The organism is Shewanella sp. ZOR0012 (genome assembly GCF_000798835.1).
GTDB classification, from domain to species: domain Bacteria; phylum Pseudomonadota; class Gammaproteobacteria; order Enterobacterales; family Shewanellaceae; genus Shewanella; species Shewanella xiamenensis.
Window position 1 is genome coordinate 1,587,792 of sequence record NZ_JTLE01000094.1, and the last position, 20,001, is coordinate 1,607,792.

Here is a 20,001-nt window from a genome sequence, read left to right on the forward strand (position 1 = left end):
CTTAGTGAATAGTAAATAAGCCTCGACATTAGTCGGGGCTTTTTTGCATCTACGGCTCTGATTATTTGGATTTGGTTTAAAGGGCCGTTTCTATCTTCTTCTCTAGAGCCACGGCTTCGCGCTTGCCACTTTTGTTACAGGCATTAGTCCTGCCTTATAACCTACATATTCCTCAACTTTATTTCTCCACATTGAGCTTGATAGCATCAAACTGAGCTCGTGTAGGCGGCGTTTGAGCGCTAAGGCTTATTGCCAAAGTGATGTCGTTAACCTTGTCCCATAAAAAAGCCCCATGGTTTTCATGAGGCTCTTTTACGCATCCACAATACTACCTACTCATTTATCGTTTGTTTTAGCGCTGTCGCGGCCTTAAAGCTCGGCTGGTTAAAGCCTGCAATCTCCATCGTCTCGCCAGTTTGCGGGTTTCGACCCGATTTAGGTAAATGATAACGTAACTCGAAGGTACCGAATTGCGGCAGGAAGACTTTCTCACCTTCGCTTAAGGCGATATGGATCTGTTGTAGGATCTGTTCGACAACAGGTTTAGTGCTGGCCTGGGACTGTTCAAGCGAAGTGGCGATACGTTGGATCAGTTGTGCTTTGTTCATTGAAACCTCTGAATTCAGCGAAAGAGCAGGAAAGGGGAGTTATAACAAGCTCGAGATCAGATTGAAAGTCTAGGTTTACCAATGCGGCTTGACTGCTGCTTTATTGGTTAGCGATGACAACTCACCTTTTCTTTTGAAACGGAAATACTCCTTATATAAGCAGCGTTAGGGGCTAAGTTGGCCTAGTGGGTGGCGTTTAGCGTTAAGGTGGAAGTTAAAACTGATATTTACGACTATTCCACCTTTGATAGGGTGTAATAAATGATATTGGTTTCGCTGTGTATAAACAACAAAGTGTCTACTGAGCGCCCTTGCGGGCGCTGTAAGAGTTGGTTTAAGCGGTGGAATTATGGCTAGACTTATCGCGGACTTAAGAAAATAACGTTTCTTCCAATGTGCGCCCTTTCAGCAGCATCTTATATTGCCAATGCTGCTGCTTAAATAGGGCGAGCAGGGCGGTTTCAAACTCATAATGACGATTTGCCGTGTCATCCAATTGGATAACAAACACATGGGCTTGTTTTGAGGTGATATTCACCACACCAGCTATTTGACCTACGGCTTGGATCAGCGCTTCACTGTCACAGCTTTCCATGGTGAGGGTGAGATAATCACTGCCGCTATTGGATGAGCGCATCGAAATCGATTGTCCCAGCTCACCTTTATCTAAATACAGCACTTGGTCACAGAGCTTCTCGAGTTCGTCCAAGTTGTGTGAGCTGATCACAAAGGTTGTGGTGGGCGAGAGCGTTCTGACGAGTTCACGGATTTTCTTGGCATTAGCAGGATCGAGTCCTGCGGTAGGTTCATCTAACAACACCAGCTTAGGCGAGCCGATTAAGGCTTGGGCAATCGCCACACGTTTACTCATCCCATGGCTCAGGCTTGGTGGCTTTTGCTGCGCCACCTCTGCTAAGTCCACTAAATTCAGTACTCGCAGGGCTTCTTGATTTGCCTGCTTGCTATCCATCCCTTGAAGACGCGCAAAGAAGCTTAACTGGCTGATAATAGTTAAATTGGGATCGAGCGTCGCATCCTGTGGCAGGGCGGCAATTTGCCCTAATAATGCTGGACTATTGGGCGCTTCTCCCAGAATACGCACCGTGCCCGCGCTTGGGGTGAGGTAACCACAGAGCAGGCTAAATAGCGTGGTTTTACCTGCACCGTTAGGGCCAACTAAGGCGATGGGCGCTCCCGATTCGAGGGTTAAGTTAACGTTATTGAGCGCTTTTTTACTGCCATAGTGTTTGGACAGCCCTTGGCATTGAATGAGGATCATAGTTGACTCCTTTGGATATAAACGCGGCCAAGGAAAAGGGCGAATGCGGTTTGTAATAGGGGAATTGGTGCGTAGGCAAAGCTATTGAGTCCATTGGTGTTGACCATGTTCGACAGTTGAGCACCCGGCAATATCCATTGTAAAGCCTCAAATAAGCGCGATTCATTACCCAATATCAGCAGTGCTATAGAGACGACGGTCCACAAAATAGTGGCCAGAACCATGGCTTGCCTTGCCGTGCTGGCATAGAGGGACAAAAGAGTCATCACGGCGGTAAAGGGTAAAATCACGATAAGCACATTTAAGCCGACTAAGGCGCCCGAGCTTATTGCCGGTAGCAATAAGCTGATATCGCGACTCAGTGCCAGTGCGATGGTGGCGATGATGGGCAATAAAAGCAATATGCTTTGGATCAGGATTTGCCCTAAAAAACGACCAAACAATAGGCTATCTTTACTGGTTCTCAATGTGTAAAAGCGCAATGTGCCTCGAGTTTTATCCGATGCAAACTGATCGGCTGCAATCAAAATGCTAAACATTGGAAAGAGGTATAAGGCAAAGCACCAGAAGATGGCCATTTCTGCAACAGGCCAGTCAAACAACACATTCAATGCGTTATTGCCAAATAGCCCATTGATGAGATCCTTAATATAGGGCTGCATCAGTAGGGTCGACGCACCTTGAATGGGATAGAGCAATAATACTCCCCACACGAGTGCAAAAGCGATGAGGGCAATTATCCCGCGAAGGTTAAACAGAAATTTGCGACATTCAAAGCCAGCGATCAAAAGCATGTTATTGAATGTACTGGGAGCATTTGGTGTCATTCGCTGTCTCGTCAGTGAGTGAGCGGACAAACTATCACGTTAGTGGTCATCTTGATGATGACCTATCGCGAAAATTGTCCGCGGCGCGGTTAGGATAAAGAAGCGATAAGCGATTCTAACTTATCTTTAAGTTCTGCCACTTGCTCTTCAAGCTGCGTGACTCTCGCTTCCAGTTGTTGTCTATCCTGCTCGTTTAGCGGGTGGGCATCTGCATTGGTGGATGACTCAGCGCTAATTTGCTCTGCGCCTTGGGAGAACAGCTCAGTATAACGGCATTCACGCTTACCAGGCTCCCGCGGCAGCTGTGCTAGCAAGGGGTTATCCCGCTCCATCAGTTGCTTAATGCAGGCTTCCACTTCAAGCACGTCTTTAAAATCATGCAGTCTGTTGCTACGGGTGCGTAACTCTCCGGGCGTTTGTGGGCCGCGAAGTAGCAGCAAGCAGATAATCGCTACCGCCGCGCTGGAAAGTTGTAACTCGCTAAATTCGGTGTTGCAGAATCGATGCTTATATTTGACGACTCGGCTACCAAAGCCCGATTGCTCGCTGATTAAGCGCTTTTTATTCAATGAATCAAGGGCGGCTTGTACTTGCGCTTCAGTGAGTTCTAATACAGGTTCGCGGCTGGTTTTTTGATTACAGGCGAGGGTTAATGCATTGAGTGAAAGAGGGTATTGCTCTGGGGTGGTGACTTCTTTTTCAAGTAGGCATCCGATAACTCTGGCTTCGTGTAACGTGAGTTCCATATAAGCTCCAAAGAAAAAAGCATGACTTTGTTATAACAGAGCCATGCTTAAGATCCTAGCGCTTGTCGGTAAACTGAGTGTTTGGGCAGACTATTTGGACAAATAAACCACGAACCTTAGTACAAGAGAGTGCTAAGTCCCGTATGAGGTTGACTATTCAGCTCAATCAGTCAGCTTCAGTTAGGCGTAAACCATCATCGTCGATGCTTAACTTACTGGCTTTAAACAGGCCACCGATACTCTTTTTAAAGGCTTTTTTACTCATACCGAGTTGTTCGTAAATCACTTCGGCATCGGTTTTATCCGTTAGGGGTAAGAATCCGCCCGCTTGCTTGAGTTTTACTAAGATAATGTGCGCATTTTTATCAAGCTCTTGCTTACTGCCTTGCTGCAATACCAAATCAATTTTGCCATCACGGCGGACTTGTTTGATAAAGCCTTTTAGCCTTTGACCAAAACGCAGTTTTTGGAACACTTCGTTTTGATAAATCACGCCCCAATGGGCATGGTTAATAATGGCTTTGTAGCCTAAATCTGTGGTGCCACCGATAAATAAGTCAACCTGTTGACCCACTTCGTACTGGGCGGGAGTTTTATCGAGGAATTTATCGATTTTTGATGACGCAACAATACGCTCATCAGCTCGGTTAACGTGCACATAAACAAGGTACGAGCGACCTTCTTCAATCGGTTTATGCTGTTCACCAAAAGGTAGTAACAGATCTTTATCTAATCCCCAATCTAAAAATGCGCCAAAAGGCCCAGTGGCCACGGCTTTTAAGTAGGCAAATTCTCCTACTTGTGCCAAAGGTTTGCGGGTCGTGGCAATGACAATATCTTCGGAGTCCAGATATAAAAATACCTCTAGCCAGTCACCGACTTGGCAGTCTTTTGGGGTGGCTTTGTTGGGGAGTAACACTTGGCCAAATTCGTGGGCATTTAAATACACACCAAAACTGACTTGTTTTACTACCTCAAGTTTGCAGGTTTTTCCTATCTGTACCATGGAGCTCTCTATCTAAGGATGTCATTCGGCGGTGATTATAACCGCTTTATCCGTAAACAGCAGCTTCCAGATCGGCTTTTGCGTCGATAGTCGAAAATGAACAGTCGCGCTGAGATAAAACAATATTGCTGATGTGAGCAAATGTTATCAATTTATCTTGATTGGCTATTAAAAAATATTGAACGCACTTAGAGTAAGGTTGATGGTTAACCTATTAATTTAAAATAGATAAATCTACTTGTTACCAACCATTCTGTTAATGTAGTGTTTATTATATTTTAATGAAAAATATTAAATGAGATTCTTGCTTGCATTCTGTGACATTGCGCGGTTTAATTGCGCCGTTTAACGACTTCGCTCGTTACAGACATGACAAATATTACGTGAGTTGTAATGATTTTATGGTTCACAGGTCATTCACCGTGTAACGTACAATTTATAATGGTTACATGGGGTTAAGAGGAATTGTTTAGCTAATGCACAAGCATCCATTTTTTGCTCTTTGCCTAAAAGCATCTCAATGCCAGCGCTCAATCGTTGTTCCCTATGACGATACTAGCCTTAAACATCTCACGTTAATCCGTATCAACTCTGGCCGCGAAGAAGCCAACAGTCCCCTGTTACAATAATCTCACCTAGTGTTAGGTGTGCTTGGTGATGCCTTGCCGCTTAATACCTAATGTTTATCCTTAGTGTTACCTATTGTTTATCCACTTAATCGGCACCTCGTTTTTAGAGAGAGGCATATTGAGCGGAGACGCAACGCTTAAGCTTAAGGTTTTGAGTGTTTTTTAACCTCAAAGCGCGTTATGGTTAATGCCATTGGGTGAAAGACCTATGGCGATAAAGGGGGATATAAACACCATCTTGTTATCGCCAAGGTAAAAGAGTATCGGGTTAATCCCGGTTGCGTTAAGGGAAATCGCATCAATGTCGCCTAAGCTGGGTTGATTTTGCTGCACAAATTAGGGTGAATTCATCCTAACTGTATGTCAGGTAACTATATGGTTTACCTGGGTTTGTCGAACGGGCGGTCTTGCAATGTTGCACTGACCGTTTAACCCATTTTTTTATAGACGGGCTAAATAAAAATGAATGATTGGTCTATTGATGCTGCTCGTGCTGGGTACAACGTTACCCACTGGAGCCAAGGGTTTTATGGGATCAGCGACCAAGGTGAGGTGACAGTGTCGCCGGATCCTAAGAATCCTGATCACAAGATTGGCTTAAATGAGCTAGCAAAAGACATGGTTAAAGCAGGGGTCGCTTTACCTGTATTAGTTCGTTTCCCGCAAATTCTGCACCACAGAGTGAACAGTTTGTGCCAAGCATTCGACCAAGCGATACAAAAATATGAGTATCAGGCAGACTATTTGCTGGTTTACCCCATTAAAGTAAACCAACAAAAAACTGTGGTAGAAGAGATCCTTGCGAGCCAAGCATCAAAAGAAGTTCCACAATTAGGCCTAGAAGCCGGCAGTAAGCCTGAATTAATGGCCGTACTTGCCATGGCGCAAAAAGCCAGTTCAGTGATCGTATGTAACGGTTACAAAGATAACGAATACATTCGTTTAGCCTTAATTGGTGAAAAGTTAGGCCATAAGGTCTATATCGTTTTAGAAAAACTGTCTGAGCTTAAGATGGTACTAGCCGAGTCTGAGCGTTTAGGGGTGAAACCTCGCTTAGGGTTACGTGCTCGCCTTGCATTCCAAGGAAAAGGCAAGTGGCAAGCCAGCGGTGGCGAAAAGTCTAAGTTTGGCTTATCTGCGGCGCAGATTTTGACTGTAGTTGACCAGTTAAAACAAAGCGATATGTTGGATTCGCTGCAATTACTGCACTTTCACTTAGGTTCGCAAATCGCCAACATCCGCGATATTCGTCAAGGTGTGAGCGAAGCGGCACGTTTCTACTGTGAATTACGTGAGTTAGGTGCCAGCATTAACTGCTTCGACGTCGGCGGTGGTTTAGCGGTGGATTACGACGGCACACGTAGCCAAAGTAACAACTCAATGAACTATGGCTTAAGCGAATACGCGAACAACATCGTCAATGTGCTTACCGATATCTGTAATGAATACGAGCAACCTATGCCACGTATTATTTCAGAATCTGGCCGTCACTTAACGGCGCACCATGCGGTACTGATCACCGATGTGATTGGCACAGAAGCTTATCAGGTTGAAGATATCCAGCCGCCAGCGGAAGAATCGCCGCAGCTGCTGCACAATATGTGGCAATCTTGGACTGAGCTGAGTGGCCGTGCCGATCAACGTGCCTTGATTGAGATTTATCATGATAGCCAAAGTGACCTGCAAGAAGCGCAATCGCTGTTTGCCTTGGGTCAATTAAGCTTGGCAGAACGTGCGTGGGCTGAGCAGGCTAACCTACGCGTATGCCATGAAGTTCAAGGTTTGTTAAGCACCAAAAACCGTTACCACAGACCGATTATTGATGAGTTAAACGAAAAGTTAGCCGATAAGTTCTTCGTTAACTTCTCATTATTCCAATCCTTACCGGATGCTTGGGGTATCGATCAGGTGTTCCCTGTGCTGCCATTGTCTGGTTTAGACAAAGCGCCAGAGCGCCGCGCTGTGATGCTGGACATCACCTGTGACTCCGACGGTATTGTGGATCAATATGTAGACGGCCAAGGGATTGAAACTACGCTACCAGTACCAGCGTGGAGTGCTGAAAGCCCGTATTTAATCGGCTTCTTTATGGTGGGGGCATATCAAGAGATTTTAGGGGATATGCACAACTTGTTTGGCGACACTAACTCGGCCGTTGTCAACATTGAAGAAAACGGTATGACCAATATTGAATCGGTACTTGCCGGTGACACAGTCGCTGACGTATTACGCTATGTTAACTTAGATGCCGTTGACTTTATGCGGACTTACGAAGAGTTAGTCAACCAGCATATTGTTGAGGATGAACGCGCACAAATTTTAGAAGAATTACAAGTGGGCCTAAAAGGCTACACTTATTTAGAAGATTTTTCTTAATATTGAGTGTGTTAAAAAAGTCAGCCTAGGGACACTTAGGCTGACTTTTGTTTTTTATAGCCTATTATTTTTGCTAGTGCGTTGCCAAGGTGAGTGTGTTGCAAGGCTGTCACCTTGTTAAAGCAAGCGCGGTGGTTTTATTGCGGCGCTAGTCGTGTAAAAATAGCCGCGCAAATTTGATGGGTTATCAGTCTTAAAATGCGTGCGTACATTTAAGTCAGCGTTGCGAGCGAACCATGAATGACTGATATACCAATAGATTAGATGCCCAAACACAGGGATAAGATGAGGCGAACGGCTTGATGTTTTTTGAAGGCGCGGAAAAAAAGCTTGAGATCAGACTCACTTCCAATATGGCATCACTGCGCCAACGAGAGTACGGCTTTTGGTCAACCTTGGTCGCCTGTGCCAATGCGGAAATCCTGTCAACAATCCGTAATCCTGCCTGCGATGCCTATCTACTGAGTGAATCCAGTCTGTTCGTCTGGGATGATAAAATTCTGCTTCTCACCTGCGGTAATAGCACCCTGATTGAGGCGGCCTGCTACTTTATTAACGCCTTAGGGGTTGAGCACATTGCCGCGCTCTGTTATCAGCGTAAGAATGAATACCAAGCCCAGCTACAAAGCACACACTTTGCTGACGATATTGCGAAATTGCGGACCTTGATCCCCGGAAAAGCCTTTCGAGTGGGCCATTTAGACTCACATCATCACTATTTGTTTTGTAGTGACAATCTGTTTTGCACTGACGGCCAACCTATGTCGTCAACGTATGATACCTGCCTTGAACTGATGATGTACCACATCCGTGGCGAGTTGGCTGATTACCTCAAGTTGCCCACACAAACCGAGCAGGGGATTTATCAACGCTTAGGATTGCAGCGACTTTTCCCTGATTTTCAATTTGATATGCACTGTTTTCAGCCCGCGGGATTTTCGTTAAATGGGATACGTGGGGCTGACTATGTTACCTTGCATATCACGCCATCGATGGGGCTGGGAGATAACTCCTACGTCAGCTTTGAGACTAATCTGGATTTAGCTGTTTATCCCTATCCCCTTGTTGCACAAATGATTAAGCTATTTATGCCCTCAAGCTGGGATCTCATCCGTTTTAACCAGCCGCTTATAACTGCTGGATTTCCTGAGCATGTATGTTTAGCGCATGGTTCAATCGTAACTGAGCAAGGCTGTCAGATTGATTTTAATCACTATCAACAGCTTCAAACTGAAGCGTTACTGCCTGTATTCCTATAATCGTTTCCCATAATTGAGTTGGTGATTCACTGGAATAAGCGACTGCTAAAGTTGCGGTGTGATTAGAGGATTTATTCGCCACAAGCTGAAAATTTTTCATCAAAAATGGCCCTGATTTCGGGCCATTTTATGTTTGCTTGCGGTTTTTTTGGGCAATTAAAACTGAAATTTCTAAACCGAGCCGTTGGCAATTAGTCAGAAAATCCCTTGCTATACCATTTAGCGGCTATTACTGCGCTGCAATCTCTGCCAGCACCACTTGATGATGGTCGCTGGTTTTAAACTTATCGAACACATGGGCAATAGTGCCATCGGTGTTGATGAGGAAACTTAACCTATGGATTCCATCATAGACTTTACCCATAAATTTCTTTTCGCCCCACACGCCAAAGGCATCAGCAACGCTGTGGTCTTCATCGCTGAGTAGGGTAAAGTTAAGTGATTGTTTTTCAGCAAACTTAGCTAATTTAGCCACAGGATCTGGGCTAATGCCGAGGACGGTTACTTTGTGGCTGTCGAGTTCAGCTTTGCTATCACGTAAACCGCAGGCTTGTACTGTGCAGCCAGGGGTTGACGCTTTAGGGTAAAAATAGACTAAAACGGGACCACGCGTTAAGCATTCTTGTAGTGAAACAGCGTTACCCTGTTGATTTTGTAAGGTAAAAAGTGGCGCTTTGGCACCAGCGGTTAAGGTATTCATCTATTATCCTCTGTCGTTTCTTGAGGTCGTGCCTTCCATGCGTCTAATGGTGCAATCCAGTGCCATCTCCTCTGAGAGTTGATAGATACTCTTTTCGAGCTTTTCTAGTTCAACTTTTTCAGGAATATTGATGGTTAATGAAATAGTTTGCGTTTGCTCGCCATTTTCAAGCTCTTCAGAGAAGGAGCGGACTGCCGCCAAGTCTAAGGAGCGATCGGCAAGAAACTGGGTGATGGATTTCATCGTGCCGCGCTGATCTTTACCAGTAAAGCGCACTTCAAGGCGCGAAAGATAATTTTGCGGCGTGTGCTTAGAGGTACGCTTCATCACCGTCATCAGTTCTAATTCAACACTGAGACTCGGGAGCAAGCTTTCAATTTTCGTTATGGATGCCCACGAACCTGACAACATCATGATTAAGGTAAATTCGTTACCAAATAATGCCATACGGCTGTCGACGATATCGCAGTCACAGTCACTGGCAAGCCGAGCTAGTTTACTTACGAGTCCAGGACGGTCTACGCCCATTGCAGTTACGACCAGGAAATTGGTCATGAATTGTCCTCACTTTTTCGATATCATAGAGCGAAAACTCGAGACCGAGCGCCGAGTTTTTGTGCGGGATGTAATGCTACCATAACTAAATCAATTTGAGACCCCCGTTAGTGCTTGTCATTAATGGTTGGCATCAGTACCATAGCGAATCCTGAAATTTTGGGGAAGTCAGATGATAAACGGAAGCATCGTAGCCTTAATCACGCCAATGAACAGTGATGGCTCAGTAGATTTTGCAAGTCTTGAAAGGTTAGTCGAATTCCATATTGACCAAGGCACAGACGCCATCGTTGCCGTGGGTACCACCGGTGAGTCAGCGACTCTGCCAATGAATGAGCACGTTGCCGTGGTCGCGCAAACCGTTAAGTTTGTCGCAGGTCGTATCCCTGTGATTGGTGGCAATGGTGCGAATGCGACAGCAGAAGCTATCGAACTCACCAAATCCTTATCTAAAGTCGGGGTTGACGCCATGTTAGGCGTAACACCTTACTACAATAAACCGACGCCAAAGGGCTTAGTGGCCCACTATAAAGCCGTGGCGGCCAGCACTGATATTCCCCAAATTCTCTATAACGTTCCTGGGCGCACCGCGGTTGATATGAAGCCTGAAACCGTGGCCGAGTTAGTGAGCGTGAGCAATATTATTGGTGTAAAAGAAGCCACGGGTGATGTATCACGGGTTAAACGACTACGTGAACTTTGCGGCAATGACTTTATGCTGTACAGCGGTGATGATGCGACAGCGAGAGAGTTTTTGCTCCTTGGTGGTAACGGGGTGATTTCGGTTGCCAACAACATAGTGCCAAAAGCCTTTAAAGCTATGTGCGACGCCGCATTGGCGGGCAACGCCGAATTAGCCGCCAGTATCGACGAGCCACTACGTGGTTTATATAGCACACTGTTTTGCGAAGCAAATCCTATCCCAGTGAAATGGGCAGCCCATCGTATGGGGTTGATTCAGTGTGGTCATATTCGTTTACCTTTGACTGAACTTTCTGAGCAATGTCATGGTCTGTTGTTAGATGCAATGACTCGTGCCCAGATAGAGGTTAAATAATTAATGTTAAAGAAAGTCACTCCACTGTTCTTAGTTGCTGCTGTTGCAGCTTGTAGTTCGCCATTAGAGCGTCGCCAAGCCAACGGTGCCGAAGACTATGTTCAGGCTGAGCAAGCGCCAATGCTAAAGATCCCTGAGGGATTGAAAACGCCGCCTTACAATAAAGAATACGAGGTTCCGGCAATCGGCGCTAAAGCAAACCCTGCGCTTGTTGGTAAAAACCTTGATATCCGCCCACCACTGCAAGTTTTGCCAATGGCAGAAGGTACGCATGTGGAAGAGGGCAGCGATAACATTAAGATTGTGGTTGAATCGATTGATAACAGTGTCGATCTTAAGCAAGAGATTTTCGCTAACTTAGATGGATTCTTAGCGAAGCAAGCGATCCCTGTTCGTAGTCGCGACTATGATAAAGGCAACATTGAAACCGATTGGATTGAAAGCCGAGAGGTGTTGGAGTCAAGTTTATGGGGCTCAGATAAAGAATATCTGCTGCGTCAGCGTTATCGCTTCGATATCGAAACCCGTCCGCACGGCCGTACCGCTAATATCGTTATTCACTTAGTAGAACACGAAGAGTTTTACGATGGTAAAGAGCAGGATGTAATGCTCAGTGGTGAGGATAAGCAGCGTTACACCATCGATATGCTTAACAGTGCCATTGCTTATATGAGCGTTAAGCGTGAGCAAACCATTCAAGCAAACCGCTTAAAGCAGACCTTAGGGATCAATGTTGATTTGGTCACGCCAGAAGAGGGTGCTGCATATTGGTCTGCTAAGGCTTCCTATAAGCAAGTGTGGGATCGTCTGCGTATAGTATTGCCAGAAATGGGCTTTGAAATTTCAGATATGGACAGTGCTAAAGGCCTGTACTTTATCAAGTTTACCGATAACTCAGGTTTCTGGAGTTCATTGTGGAACGACAATCAATTGTCCTTAAAAGAAGGTAGCTACCGTTTACTCTTACAAGACGGTGATACCCCTGATGAGACTAAGATTTTGCTGCGTGACGCTGAAGATCAGCCGTTATCGAATGACGTTGTCGCCAAGGTGTATGAATCATTGTCGAATCTGATGAAAGAAGAGCGCAAACTGCGTTAATTCCACCTCAGTCAAAAAGGGCGATTTATCGCCCTTTTTTGTGTCTGCAATTCAGCCTATTGCTCTAGGACGATACAGCATGATGTATCAGAATATTTCTAGGTAATATCAATAGTTATATTATGGTTTTAGATTAAACCGCTTAAGTTGTGAGTTATTTGGAAATAATCCGCTTAAATTGCCATTTATCGTATTGCATTCTTCACCTCAGTGGTGTTTTTCGACTTGTCCGCAGTGTTATTACAAATTTTGCGCGCTCAGCGTAATTTGTAAGAAAAAGTAAAACGTATTGATGCAATGATGCGAGTGGGTAAACTAGCCGTCACTAATGCGAGTCATCATTTGGAAGCCAGATGAAAAAAATCATAATTATCATCGCTATTTTGGCAGCGGCATGGTTTGGATATCAAGCTATGCAACCTCAAGAGCAGCAGCAAGCAAAAGTTAAGCTCACCCCTAATGTGGTTATCGCCACCGCTTCTATGGCACAAGTTCGAGACGAAGTGGAAGCTATTGGCACAAATAAGGCATTTGAGTCCGTCACCATTACGCCCAAAGTCACTGATGTGGTGACCTCATTAAAGTTTGATGATGGCGATATTGTCAAAAAGGGCGATTTATTGGTGCAACTGCAAAATGCCGAGCAGATAGCCAAAGTGAAAGTAGCGCAGGTGAAAGTGAGTGACAATCAGCGTGAATTGGCGCGGATTAGTTCGCTTGTCACCAGTCGAACAGTGGCAGAATTAGAGCGTGACCGCCTGCAAACCTTAATCGATACGGCCCGCGCCGAGTTAGAGCAGGCACAATCTTCCCTCAATGATCGCAGTATTGTCGCCCCCTTTAATGGCCGTTTAGGCCTGCGCCAAGTGAGTGTCGGTAGTTTAGTGACACCGGGTACTGAGATCACCACGCTCGATGATATCTCCAAGATTAAATTAGATTTCTCAGTGCCAGAGCGTTTTATTCAAGACTTGCAGCCCGGCAAGCTTGTTGAAGCAAAAGCCGTGGCTTTCCCTGATGAAATCTTTAAAGGCAAAGTGATTTCCATCGATAGCCGTGTTAACCCAACCACCCGTGCCGTGATTGTACGCGCCGAAATCCCAAATCCAGATTTACGCTTACTGCCTGGGATGCTGATGAAGGTTAAACTCATCAAACGCAGCCGTGAGGCGCTAATGTTGCCTGAGTCGGCGATTATCCCAATCCAGAAAGAACACTTTGTTTACAGTGTGAATAAAGACAATGTCATCGAGCGTAAGCAAGTCACCATTGGAGTTCGTACCCGTGGCTGGGTAGAAATTACCGATGGCTTAGCAATTGGTGAAAATGTGGTGATCCGCGGCCTGCTTAAGGTGCATCCTGGTGATGTGGTAAAGACCCAACTGGCTGAAAAATTTAGCTATCTTTCCGATGCTAATACGGAGCCAAGCGTATGATCCTGACCGATCTTTCCGTTAAACGGCCGGTATTTGCCTCGGTCATTAGCCTATTGCTGGTGGCCTTTGGTTTAGTCGCATTTGATAAATTACCGCTGCGGGAATACCCCAATATCGACCCGCCGATTGTCTCGATTGAAACTAACTATCGCGGTGCCAGTGCTGCGGTAGTTGAGAGTCGCATTACTCAGCTGATAGAAGACAGGATCAGCGGCGTCGAAGGTATTCGCCATGTGAGTTCATCGAGCAGCGATGGTCGCTCACAGGTGACCTTAGAGTTTGATATTAGTCGTAATATTGAGGATGCTGCCAATGATGTACGCGATAGAATTTCGGGTCTATTAGATAACTTGCCCGAAGAGGCCGATCCCCCAGAGGTGCAAAAAGCCAACGGTGGCGATGAAGTGATTATGTGGCTCAACTTAGTGTCGGATCAAATGACCACATTAGAGCTAACCGATTATACCCGTCGCTATTTATCCGACCGTCTGTCGGTGGTTGACGGGGTGTCGATGATCCGTATTGGTGGTGGCAAGGTTTATGCCATGCGCATCTGGCTTGACAGACAAGCCCTTGCATCCAGAAGCCTCACGGTGGCCGATGTCGAAGCTGCACTTAGGGCTGAAAACGTCGAGTTACCCGCAGGTTCGCTTGAGTCCAAGGAGCGCCACTTTACCGTGCGTTTAGAGCGAAGTTATCGCAGCGCTGAGGACTTTGCCAATCTGGTGATTGCTCAAGGAGAAGATGGTTATTTAGTCAAGCTTGGTGACGTAGCTAAGGTGGACATTGGCTCCGAAGAAGAGCGTATTATGTTCCGCGGCAACAAGGAGGCCATGATTGGCCTTGGGGTGTCAAAACAGTCGACCGCCAACACCTTAGAAGTGGCCCGCGCCGTTAATGCGTTAGTCGATAAAATCAATCCTACATTACCAGCGGGAATGTCGATTAAGCGTAGCTACGATAGCTCAGTGTTTATCGAAGCCTCGATCAAAGAGGTGTATCAAACGCTGTTTACCGCAATGATCTTAGTGATTATTGTGATTTATTTATTCCTTGGCAGCGTGCGTGCCATGTTAATCCCCGCAATTACGGTGCCCGTGTCTTTGCTCGGCACGTTTATCGTGCTCTATGCCTTGGGATATACCATCAACCTGTTGACGCTGCTCGCGATGATCCTCGCCATCGGTATGGTGGTGGACGATGCGATTGTGATGTTGGAAAACATTCACCGCCGTATCGAAGAAGGGGATTCCCCCTTAAAAGCGGCGTTTTTGGGTGCCCGTGAAGTCGCCTTTGCGGTCATTGCCACCACCTTAGTGTTAGTGGCGGTATTTATGCCGATCACGTTCCTCGAAGGAGACTTAGGTAAGCTCTTTAAGGAGTTTGCGGTGGCCATGAGTGCGGCGGTGATTTTCTCCAGTATCGTGGCGTTAACCCTAAGCCCGATGATGTGCTCTAAGCTGCTTAAACCCGCGTCGCAGGACTCATGGCTAGTGCGTAAGGTTGATAGCATTATGACGGGCATTTCCCGTCGCTATCAAAGCTCGCTAGAGAGCGCGATGGCAAAACCAGTGCTGATGTCAGTTATCGTGTTGATTGCGCTCGGTAGTAGTGTGTTTCTTGCCCAAAAAGTACCGCAGGAATTTGCACCGCAGGAGGATCGAGGCTCATTATTTTTAATGATTAACGGGCCTCAGGGGGCGAGTTACGAGTATATCGAATCCTATATGACTGAGGTGGAAAGCCGCCTAATGCCATTGGTGGATTCGGGGGATATCAAGCGTTTGCTTATTCGTGCGCCCCGTGGCTTTGGCCGCGCGGCAGACTTCTCTAACGGTATGGCGATTATTGTGCTCGAGGATTGGGGGCAACGTCGTCCGATGAAAGAAGTGATTGGCGATATCAACAAGCGCCTCGCGGATTTAGCCGGTGTGCAGGCCTTCCCTGTGATGCGCCAAGCCTTTGGCCGTGGCGTGGGCAAACCAGTGCAATTTGTTATTGGTGGTCCAAGCTATGAGGAACTCGCTGCTTGGCGGGATATTATGATGGAAAAGGTGGCGGAAAATCCTAAACTGCTTGGCCTTGACCACGATTATAAAGAGACCAAACCGCAACTTAGAGTGGTGATCGACAGAGACAGGGCAGCAAGCCTAGGGGTGTCAATTTCTAATATCGGTCGCACCTTAGAATCTATGTTAGGTTCGCGCCTTGTCACCACCTTTATGCGTGATGGCGAAGAGTATGATGTGATTGTGGAAGGGGAGCGCAGTAACCAAAATACCGCGGCCGATCTGCAAAATATCTATGTTCGCTCCGAACGGACGAAGGAGCTGATCCCATTATCCAACTTAGTTACGGTAGAAGAGTTTGCCGATGCCAGCTCCCTTAACCGCTACAACCGTATGCGGGCGATTACCATTGAGGCCAGCTTGGCGGATGGTTATAGCCTAGGCGAAGCGCTGGATTACCTCAATCAAGTGGCGCGAGCTTACTTGCCTGCGGAAGCTGTCATCAGCTACAAGGGACAATCGCTGGATTATCAAGAGTCTGGCAGCTCAATGTACTTTGTGTTCTTGCTGGCGCTTGGGATTGTGTTCCTGGTATTAGCGGCGCAGTTTGAAAGCTATATTCACCCTATGGTGATTATGCTGACGGTACCGCTTGCCACGGTTGGCGCCTTGATAGGGCTGTGGTTTACGGGGCAGAGCCTTAATATCTACAGCCAGATTGGGATTATTATGCTGGTGGGCCTTGCGGCAAAAAACGGTATTCTGATCGTCGAATTTGCCAATCAGTTGCGGGATAAGGGCGTCGATTTTGACCGCGCCATTATCCAAGCCTCATGCCAGCGTTTACGGCCTATCCTGATGACGGGGATTACTACAGCTGCGGGCGCCGTCCCTCTGGTTTTGGCAACGGGCGCAGGTGCTGAAACCCGCTTTGTGATTGGCGTAGTGGTGCTTGCGGGTATTATGCTGGCGACGCTGTTTACCATTTATGTGATCCCAACTGCCTACGGTCTTTTTGCCCGTAATAGCGGCTCGCCAGAAGCGATTGCCCAGCAATTAGAAAAGGAATTAGCGCAGGATTAATCCCTCACGAACGCTTAGCCAAAATAGGCGCTTAAGTACACTTAAGCGCCTATTTTATTTGGGCTAAATCACTTTGGGCTAAATCACTTTGGGTTAACGTCAACGGCTTGAATATAGCGAAAGGAGGTTTTCTCAAAGCCAATGGACTCGTAGTAAGCCTGTGTCTGTTCCCGTCTCATTGACGTGGTGACCTCAAGTTGGCGACAACCTCGTTTACTTGCCCTCGATTTTGCAAAATCAATTAGTTGCGTCCCCACACCTAAGCCTCGACTGGCCTCAGTCACCACTAAAGCAGTAATGCGGCAGATGTGTTGTTGCGAGGGAAAATAATCAAAAAGATTAGGGCGTGTTGACGTTTCGAGATTAAATTTTGTTCGTTCTGGCAAGCACGTGCTCGCGAAACGAGGAGTGATGTGTAGTTATTCTACTCAAGTGACGAGTGACAAAGAGCAAGTGCTTGCCAGACGAACCCTTCGGGCAGCATTTGGCTGCCGTTTCTGCCGCGTTATCGTCCGTTTATGTAGAATAACTACACTACACGGACTTTGCCTTGCATAAACGTCAGCCAAATAGCTGCAAAAATAACCCTGAAACGCCAACACGCCCTATACTTATCAGCCCAACCACAACTCCCTCAGACTCGGCGAGATAGATTTCATCCGATCTTTTAGGATCATCGAGATACTGATGTAACTGCGCCTCGGTGGCACTATAACCCAGCTGCAACAGCAAGGTTGCAATGGGGTTATGGTCGGCTATCTGTGCTTGTCTAATTGAAATGGCGCCCATCACGCTTCCTTGTTTTGTCCAGTATCTAGATTTCTATTAAGCAGGTAGTCTGCCAATACATGACTCTTGAGGTTGGCATATTTTAGTCTAACGCAAAGGGGTTAACGCATAAAAAATCCCACACTCATGGCGAAACTGACAAGCACAATAAAACCCCGCAACAGGGATTGGGGAATTCGATAAGCCAGCGCGGCGCCCAGATAGCCGCCAATAATCGCCATAATGGCAAGCAGTAACAGATATTGTCCGTCAATCAGATTACCTAGGGCGTAAATCACCACGGCAATGGTGGTGAGTAGGGCGGAGAGTAAATTTTTAAGCCCGTTCATCCCATGTAATTGGGTTTGGCCGAGTAACCCAAAGGTGGCGAGTAAAATAATCCCTAATCCCCCGTTAAAATAGCCGCCGTAAATACAGACGATGAAGAGAATCACCATTGCCGTCAGTGGCTTGACGGTATTCACACGGGGGATGCTGGCATGGGCTAAACGTTTTTTCAGTAACCAAGGTCCAGCGATAAAGGCGAGGGTTGCCAGCAAAATCAACCAAGGGACAAGATAAGCAAACACTTGCTCGCTGGTGTTTAGAAGAATTGCCGCGCCTAGGCATCCGCCCGCAATGGCGATCAAGCACAGGGTTTTTAGATTAAGATTTGCAGGATATTCAATCTCTTTTCGAAAACGCCAGGCACTGGCAAGGTAGCCGGGGAGCAGAGCGGCAGTGCCTGTAGCGTTGGCCATCAGTGGTGGCACGCCGACAAACACAAGGGCAAATAAGGTGATAAAGCTGCCACCGCCCGCCACCGCATTTAACATGCCGCCGAGTAAGCCTGCGAGGGCGATCAGTAACCAATCCATAGTGAATGCTCCGCTGCCATTGTCTAACTCAATCTGAATGTCAATTGCTTATAAAAACATCACCTTAACAGTAAGTTACTCAGATGAAAAGCCATCAATATTGTAAGTGGCGGCAGATTGATGGCTTTGTTATGGGCGTGCCGAATCGGGGTTAGGTATAAAGCCTTGGCATTAAGGGCTCAGCCTAACTCATCAAAAGTGATTAACACTTTGCAGTGATGCTTTTATTCAGCGTGAAACAGCCCTGACTCAAAAATCACCGTAGCGATGGCTAAATGTTGATCGCTAAATACCTCTTCTCCCCAGCAATGTTGCCCACGTTCTTGATAGTACACATGGTAACTGGCATTCGATGGCGTAGCGACGCAGTACCAACCATCAAACGTCTGCTTGCTAAAGTTGACCCAATACTGTGCATCCGCTTGTTTGATCTGCTGAAGTAGCGCCTTATCTTGCGCCAATAGCGCCGCAAGTTCAGCTGCGCTGGTGAGCTTGTACTCGGTTTTTAACTGATTAAGTAGTGCTTTGAGTGTCATAATTGCGCCCTTCATCCAGAGAATTGCACACCATATTAGCGAATGGCTGAGGCAATCGAGGATTCGATTAAAGCTTCAAACACATCGGCTTGGCCTGCGGGGATCAGTTGCCGATGAATTTCGCGGCGTTTCGCACTGTCAAATAAACGCTCCGCAACCCAACCCGTTAAATAGAGCGAGGACAGGCAGCCTCCCGCGGTGGCAATATTACCATTGATCACCAGAGCGCAGTCTTCCACCTCCACACCCATGGCCACTAATGCGGGTTTGGCATCGGGATGCGTCGTTGCCGAGATATTGTCGAGTAAGCCTAACTTGGCAAAGAAGAATGACCCCGCACAGATACTGCCAAGTAATTGCCGTGAGGGATCTAATTTAAGGGCCGACATAAACTCAGGATCCGCAAGTGCGGCAGGTACGCCTTTGTAGCCGCTGCTGAATAACACCACGTCAGCATCGGCGACTTGCGCGACATGACCATGGGTTTCTACCGTCATCCCCAAGCTTGATATGTGGCTAGGTTTGGTGCCGAGCACTTTGACTGTCCAATCGGTTGTTGTGCGGCCGAGAATATCGCGCATTAAAAAGAAATCGATATCGGTAAATTCATCAAATATCACAATCGCAATTTGGTACATCCTTTGTCCTCTTGTTTGTATTCTGGTTAATGTGTGGGTTAACACGTCATCGGCCGCATCTTCAATCCGCAGATCCCTGTTGTTGCAACATAACCGCGCATATGTTTGTGACTGCGTTTATTAAGTGTGGGAGAGTAATAAAGTCTCATACTAAAATGGCAGCGAGCTCATAGGTACGCTGCTATTTCTAAACCCATTATGCCCCAAAACAAGTCGGCTGAATCGGATATTGCGATATATGCATTGCCACTGTTTCCCCAGTGACACGCCGTCCTTTTATTTTACAAGAAGTATCCCTATAGGCTCGACGGCGGCATCTGCAACACATGGAAGTGTAAATGCCGCGTTCACATGGAGGTGAAAGGGCGGTCATGCGGCCAACGGTCACTGTTGCAACAATGGCAATTTTGACGGCCATTGCACTGTTCATTTGGCTAAAAGCTTTTTGCCCCAAAGTAAGTTATGACTGACAGAAGGTACATTAATAGAGACCTGATTTTGGAATACTTT

The 20,001-nt window shown here is 46.6% G+C and carries 19 protein-coding genes and 1 pseudogene; 7 read left to right on the plus strand and 13 right to left on the minus strand.

Annotation, left to right across the window (positions count from 1 at the left end):
- Positions 1-332 precede the first annotated feature (332 nt).
- The 5 genes from L976_RS08660 to L976_RS08680 all read right to left on the minus strand — a co-directional run bounded on the left by L976_RS08660 (position 333) and on the right by L976_RS08680 (position 4,466).
- A complete protein-coding gene (locus tag L976_RS08660; protein WP_047536075.1) occupies positions 333-608 on the minus strand; it encodes an HU family DNA-binding protein in 276 nt (91 codons plus the stop codon).
- Between the two features lie 370 nt (positions 609-978).
- Positions 979-1,887, minus strand: coding sequence for an ABC transporter ATP-binding protein (locus tag L976_RS08665; RefSeq protein WP_047536076.1), 909 nt, complete (start codon positions 1,885-1,887; stop codon positions 979-981).
- Complete coding sequence (locus tag L976_RS08670) at positions 1,884-2,714, minus strand: ABC transporter permease subunit (protein ID WP_047536079.1); 831 nt, start codon at positions 2,712-2,714, stop codon at positions 1,884-1,886. Before L976_RS08670 ends, L976_RS08665 begins: the two co-directional genes overlap by 4 nt.
- Positions 2,715-2,803: 89 nt before the next feature.
- Complete coding sequence (locus L976_RS08675) at positions 2,804-3,460, minus strand: YceH family protein (protein ID WP_047536082.1); 657 nt, start codon at positions 3,458-3,460, stop codon at positions 2,804-2,806.
- A 166-nt stretch (positions 3,461-3,626) separates the two neighbouring features.
- On the minus strand, positions 3,627-4,466 hold the full coding sequence (locus L976_RS08680) for a CvfB family protein (protein WP_037425700.1): 840 nt from the start codon (positions 4,464-4,466) through the stop codon (positions 3,627-3,629).
- A gap of 476 nt (positions 4,467-4,942) precedes the next feature.
- Here L976_RS08680 and L976_RS23215 point away from each other — a divergent pair, with 476 nt between their 5' ends.
- Positions 4,943-5,095 carry a hypothetical protein gene (locus L976_RS23215; protein ID WP_011071981.1) on the plus strand — a complete coding sequence of 51 codons (153 nt, stop codon included), beginning with the start codon at positions 4,943-4,945 and terminating at the stop codon, positions 5,093-5,095.
- Positions 5,096-5,263: 168 nt separating this feature from the next.
- Here the strand turns inward: L976_RS23215 and L976_RS23220 are convergent, their stop codons facing one another.
- Positions 5,264-5,428: a hypothetical protein gene (locus L976_RS23220; RefSeq protein WP_156143174.1), complete on the minus strand. Its 165-nt coding sequence runs from the start codon at positions 5,426-5,428 to the stop codon at positions 5,264-5,266.
- Between the two features lie 129 nt (positions 5,429-5,557).
- Between L976_RS23220 and speA the strand changes: the two genes are divergently transcribed.
- Both speA and L976_RS08690 read left to right on the plus strand, forming a co-directional pair.
- Complete coding sequence (gene speA / locus L976_RS08685; protein ID WP_047536086.1) at positions 5,558-7,471, plus strand: biosynthetic arginine decarboxylase; 1,914 nt, start codon at positions 5,558-5,560, stop codon at positions 7,469-7,471.
- 302 nt (positions 7,472-7,773) lie between these two features.
- Positions 7,774-8,730, plus strand: a complete 957-nt coding sequence (locus L976_RS08690; RefSeq protein ID WP_047536089.1) for an adenosylmethionine decarboxylase — start codon at positions 7,774-7,776, stop codon at positions 8,728-8,730.
- 229 nt (positions 8,731-8,959) lie between these two features.
- Here L976_RS08690 and bcp read toward each other — a convergent pair whose 3' ends face one another.
- Positions 8,960-9,430: a thioredoxin-dependent thiol peroxidase gene (gene bcp, locus L976_RS08695; RefSeq protein WP_047536092.1), complete on the minus strand. Its 471-nt coding sequence runs from the start codon at positions 9,428-9,430 to the stop codon at positions 8,960-8,962.
- A 3-nt stretch (positions 9,431-9,433) separates the two neighbouring features.
- Positions 9,434-9,985 (minus strand): glycine cleavage system protein R, encoded by a 552-nt coding sequence (locus L976_RS08700; RefSeq protein WP_037417572.1) that lies wholly within the window; start codon positions 9,983-9,985, stop codon positions 9,434-9,436.
- A 172-nt stretch (positions 9,986-10,157) separates the two neighbouring features.
- Between L976_RS08700 and dapA the strand changes: the two genes are divergently transcribed.
- The 4 genes from dapA (at position 10,158) to L976_RS08720 (ending at position 16,671) form a co-directional block, all read left to right on the plus strand.
- A complete protein-coding gene (gene dapA, locus L976_RS08705) occupies positions 10,158-11,042 on the plus strand; it encodes a 4-hydroxy-tetrahydrodipicolinate synthase (protein ID WP_037417569.1) in 885 nt (294 codons plus the stop codon).
- Between the two features lie 3 nt (positions 11,043-11,045).
- Complete coding sequence (gene bamC / locus L976_RS08710; RefSeq protein ID WP_037417567.1) at positions 11,046-12,143, plus strand: outer membrane protein assembly factor BamC; 1,098 nt, start codon at positions 11,046-11,048, stop codon at positions 12,141-12,143.
- 353 nt (positions 12,144-12,496) lie between these two features.
- The gene (locus L976_RS08715) at positions 12,497-13,579 is read left to right on the plus strand and encodes an efflux RND transporter periplasmic adaptor subunit (protein WP_037425693.1); all 1,083 of its coding nucleotides are present in this window, start codon (positions 12,497-12,499) and stop codon (positions 13,577-13,579) included.
- Positions 13,576-16,671 (plus strand): efflux RND transporter permease subunit, encoded by a 3,096-nt coding sequence (locus tag L976_RS08720; RefSeq protein WP_047536097.1) that lies wholly within the window; start codon positions 13,576-13,578, stop codon positions 16,669-16,671. The genes L976_RS08715 and L976_RS08720 overlap by 4 nt, the downstream gene beginning before the upstream one ends.
- 83 nt (positions 16,672-16,754) lie before the next feature.
- Here the strand turns inward: L976_RS08720 and L976_RS22325 are convergent.
- The 5 genes and pseudogenes from L976_RS22325 to L976_RS08740 all read right to left on the minus strand — a co-directional run.
- Positions 16,755-17,006: pseudogene (locus tag L976_RS22325) on the minus strand (GNAT family N-acetyltransferase); the annotation flags it as partial.
- A 226-nt stretch (positions 17,007-17,232) separates the two neighbouring features.
- Positions 17,233-17,460: a hypothetical protein gene (locus L976_RS08725; RefSeq protein WP_231570485.1), complete on the minus strand. Its 228-nt coding sequence runs from the start codon at positions 17,458-17,460 to the stop codon at positions 17,233-17,235.
- Positions 17,461-17,561: 101 nt separating this feature from the next.
- Complete coding sequence (locus L976_RS08730) at positions 17,562-18,317, minus strand: sulfite exporter TauE/SafE family protein (protein WP_047536100.1); 756 nt, start codon at positions 18,315-18,317, stop codon at positions 17,562-17,564.
- A gap of 224 nt (positions 18,318-18,541) precedes the next feature.
- Positions 18,542-18,853, minus strand: a complete 312-nt coding sequence (locus tag L976_RS08735; RefSeq protein ID WP_047536103.1) for a hypothetical protein — start codon at positions 18,851-18,853, stop codon at positions 18,542-18,544.
- Positions 18,854-18,888: 35 nt separating this feature from the next.
- Positions 18,889-19,491, minus strand: a complete 603-nt coding sequence (locus tag L976_RS08740) for a DJ-1/PfpI family protein (RefSeq protein WP_047536106.1) — start codon at positions 19,489-19,491, stop codon at positions 18,889-18,891.
- Positions 19,492-20,001 lie beyond the last annotated feature (510 nt).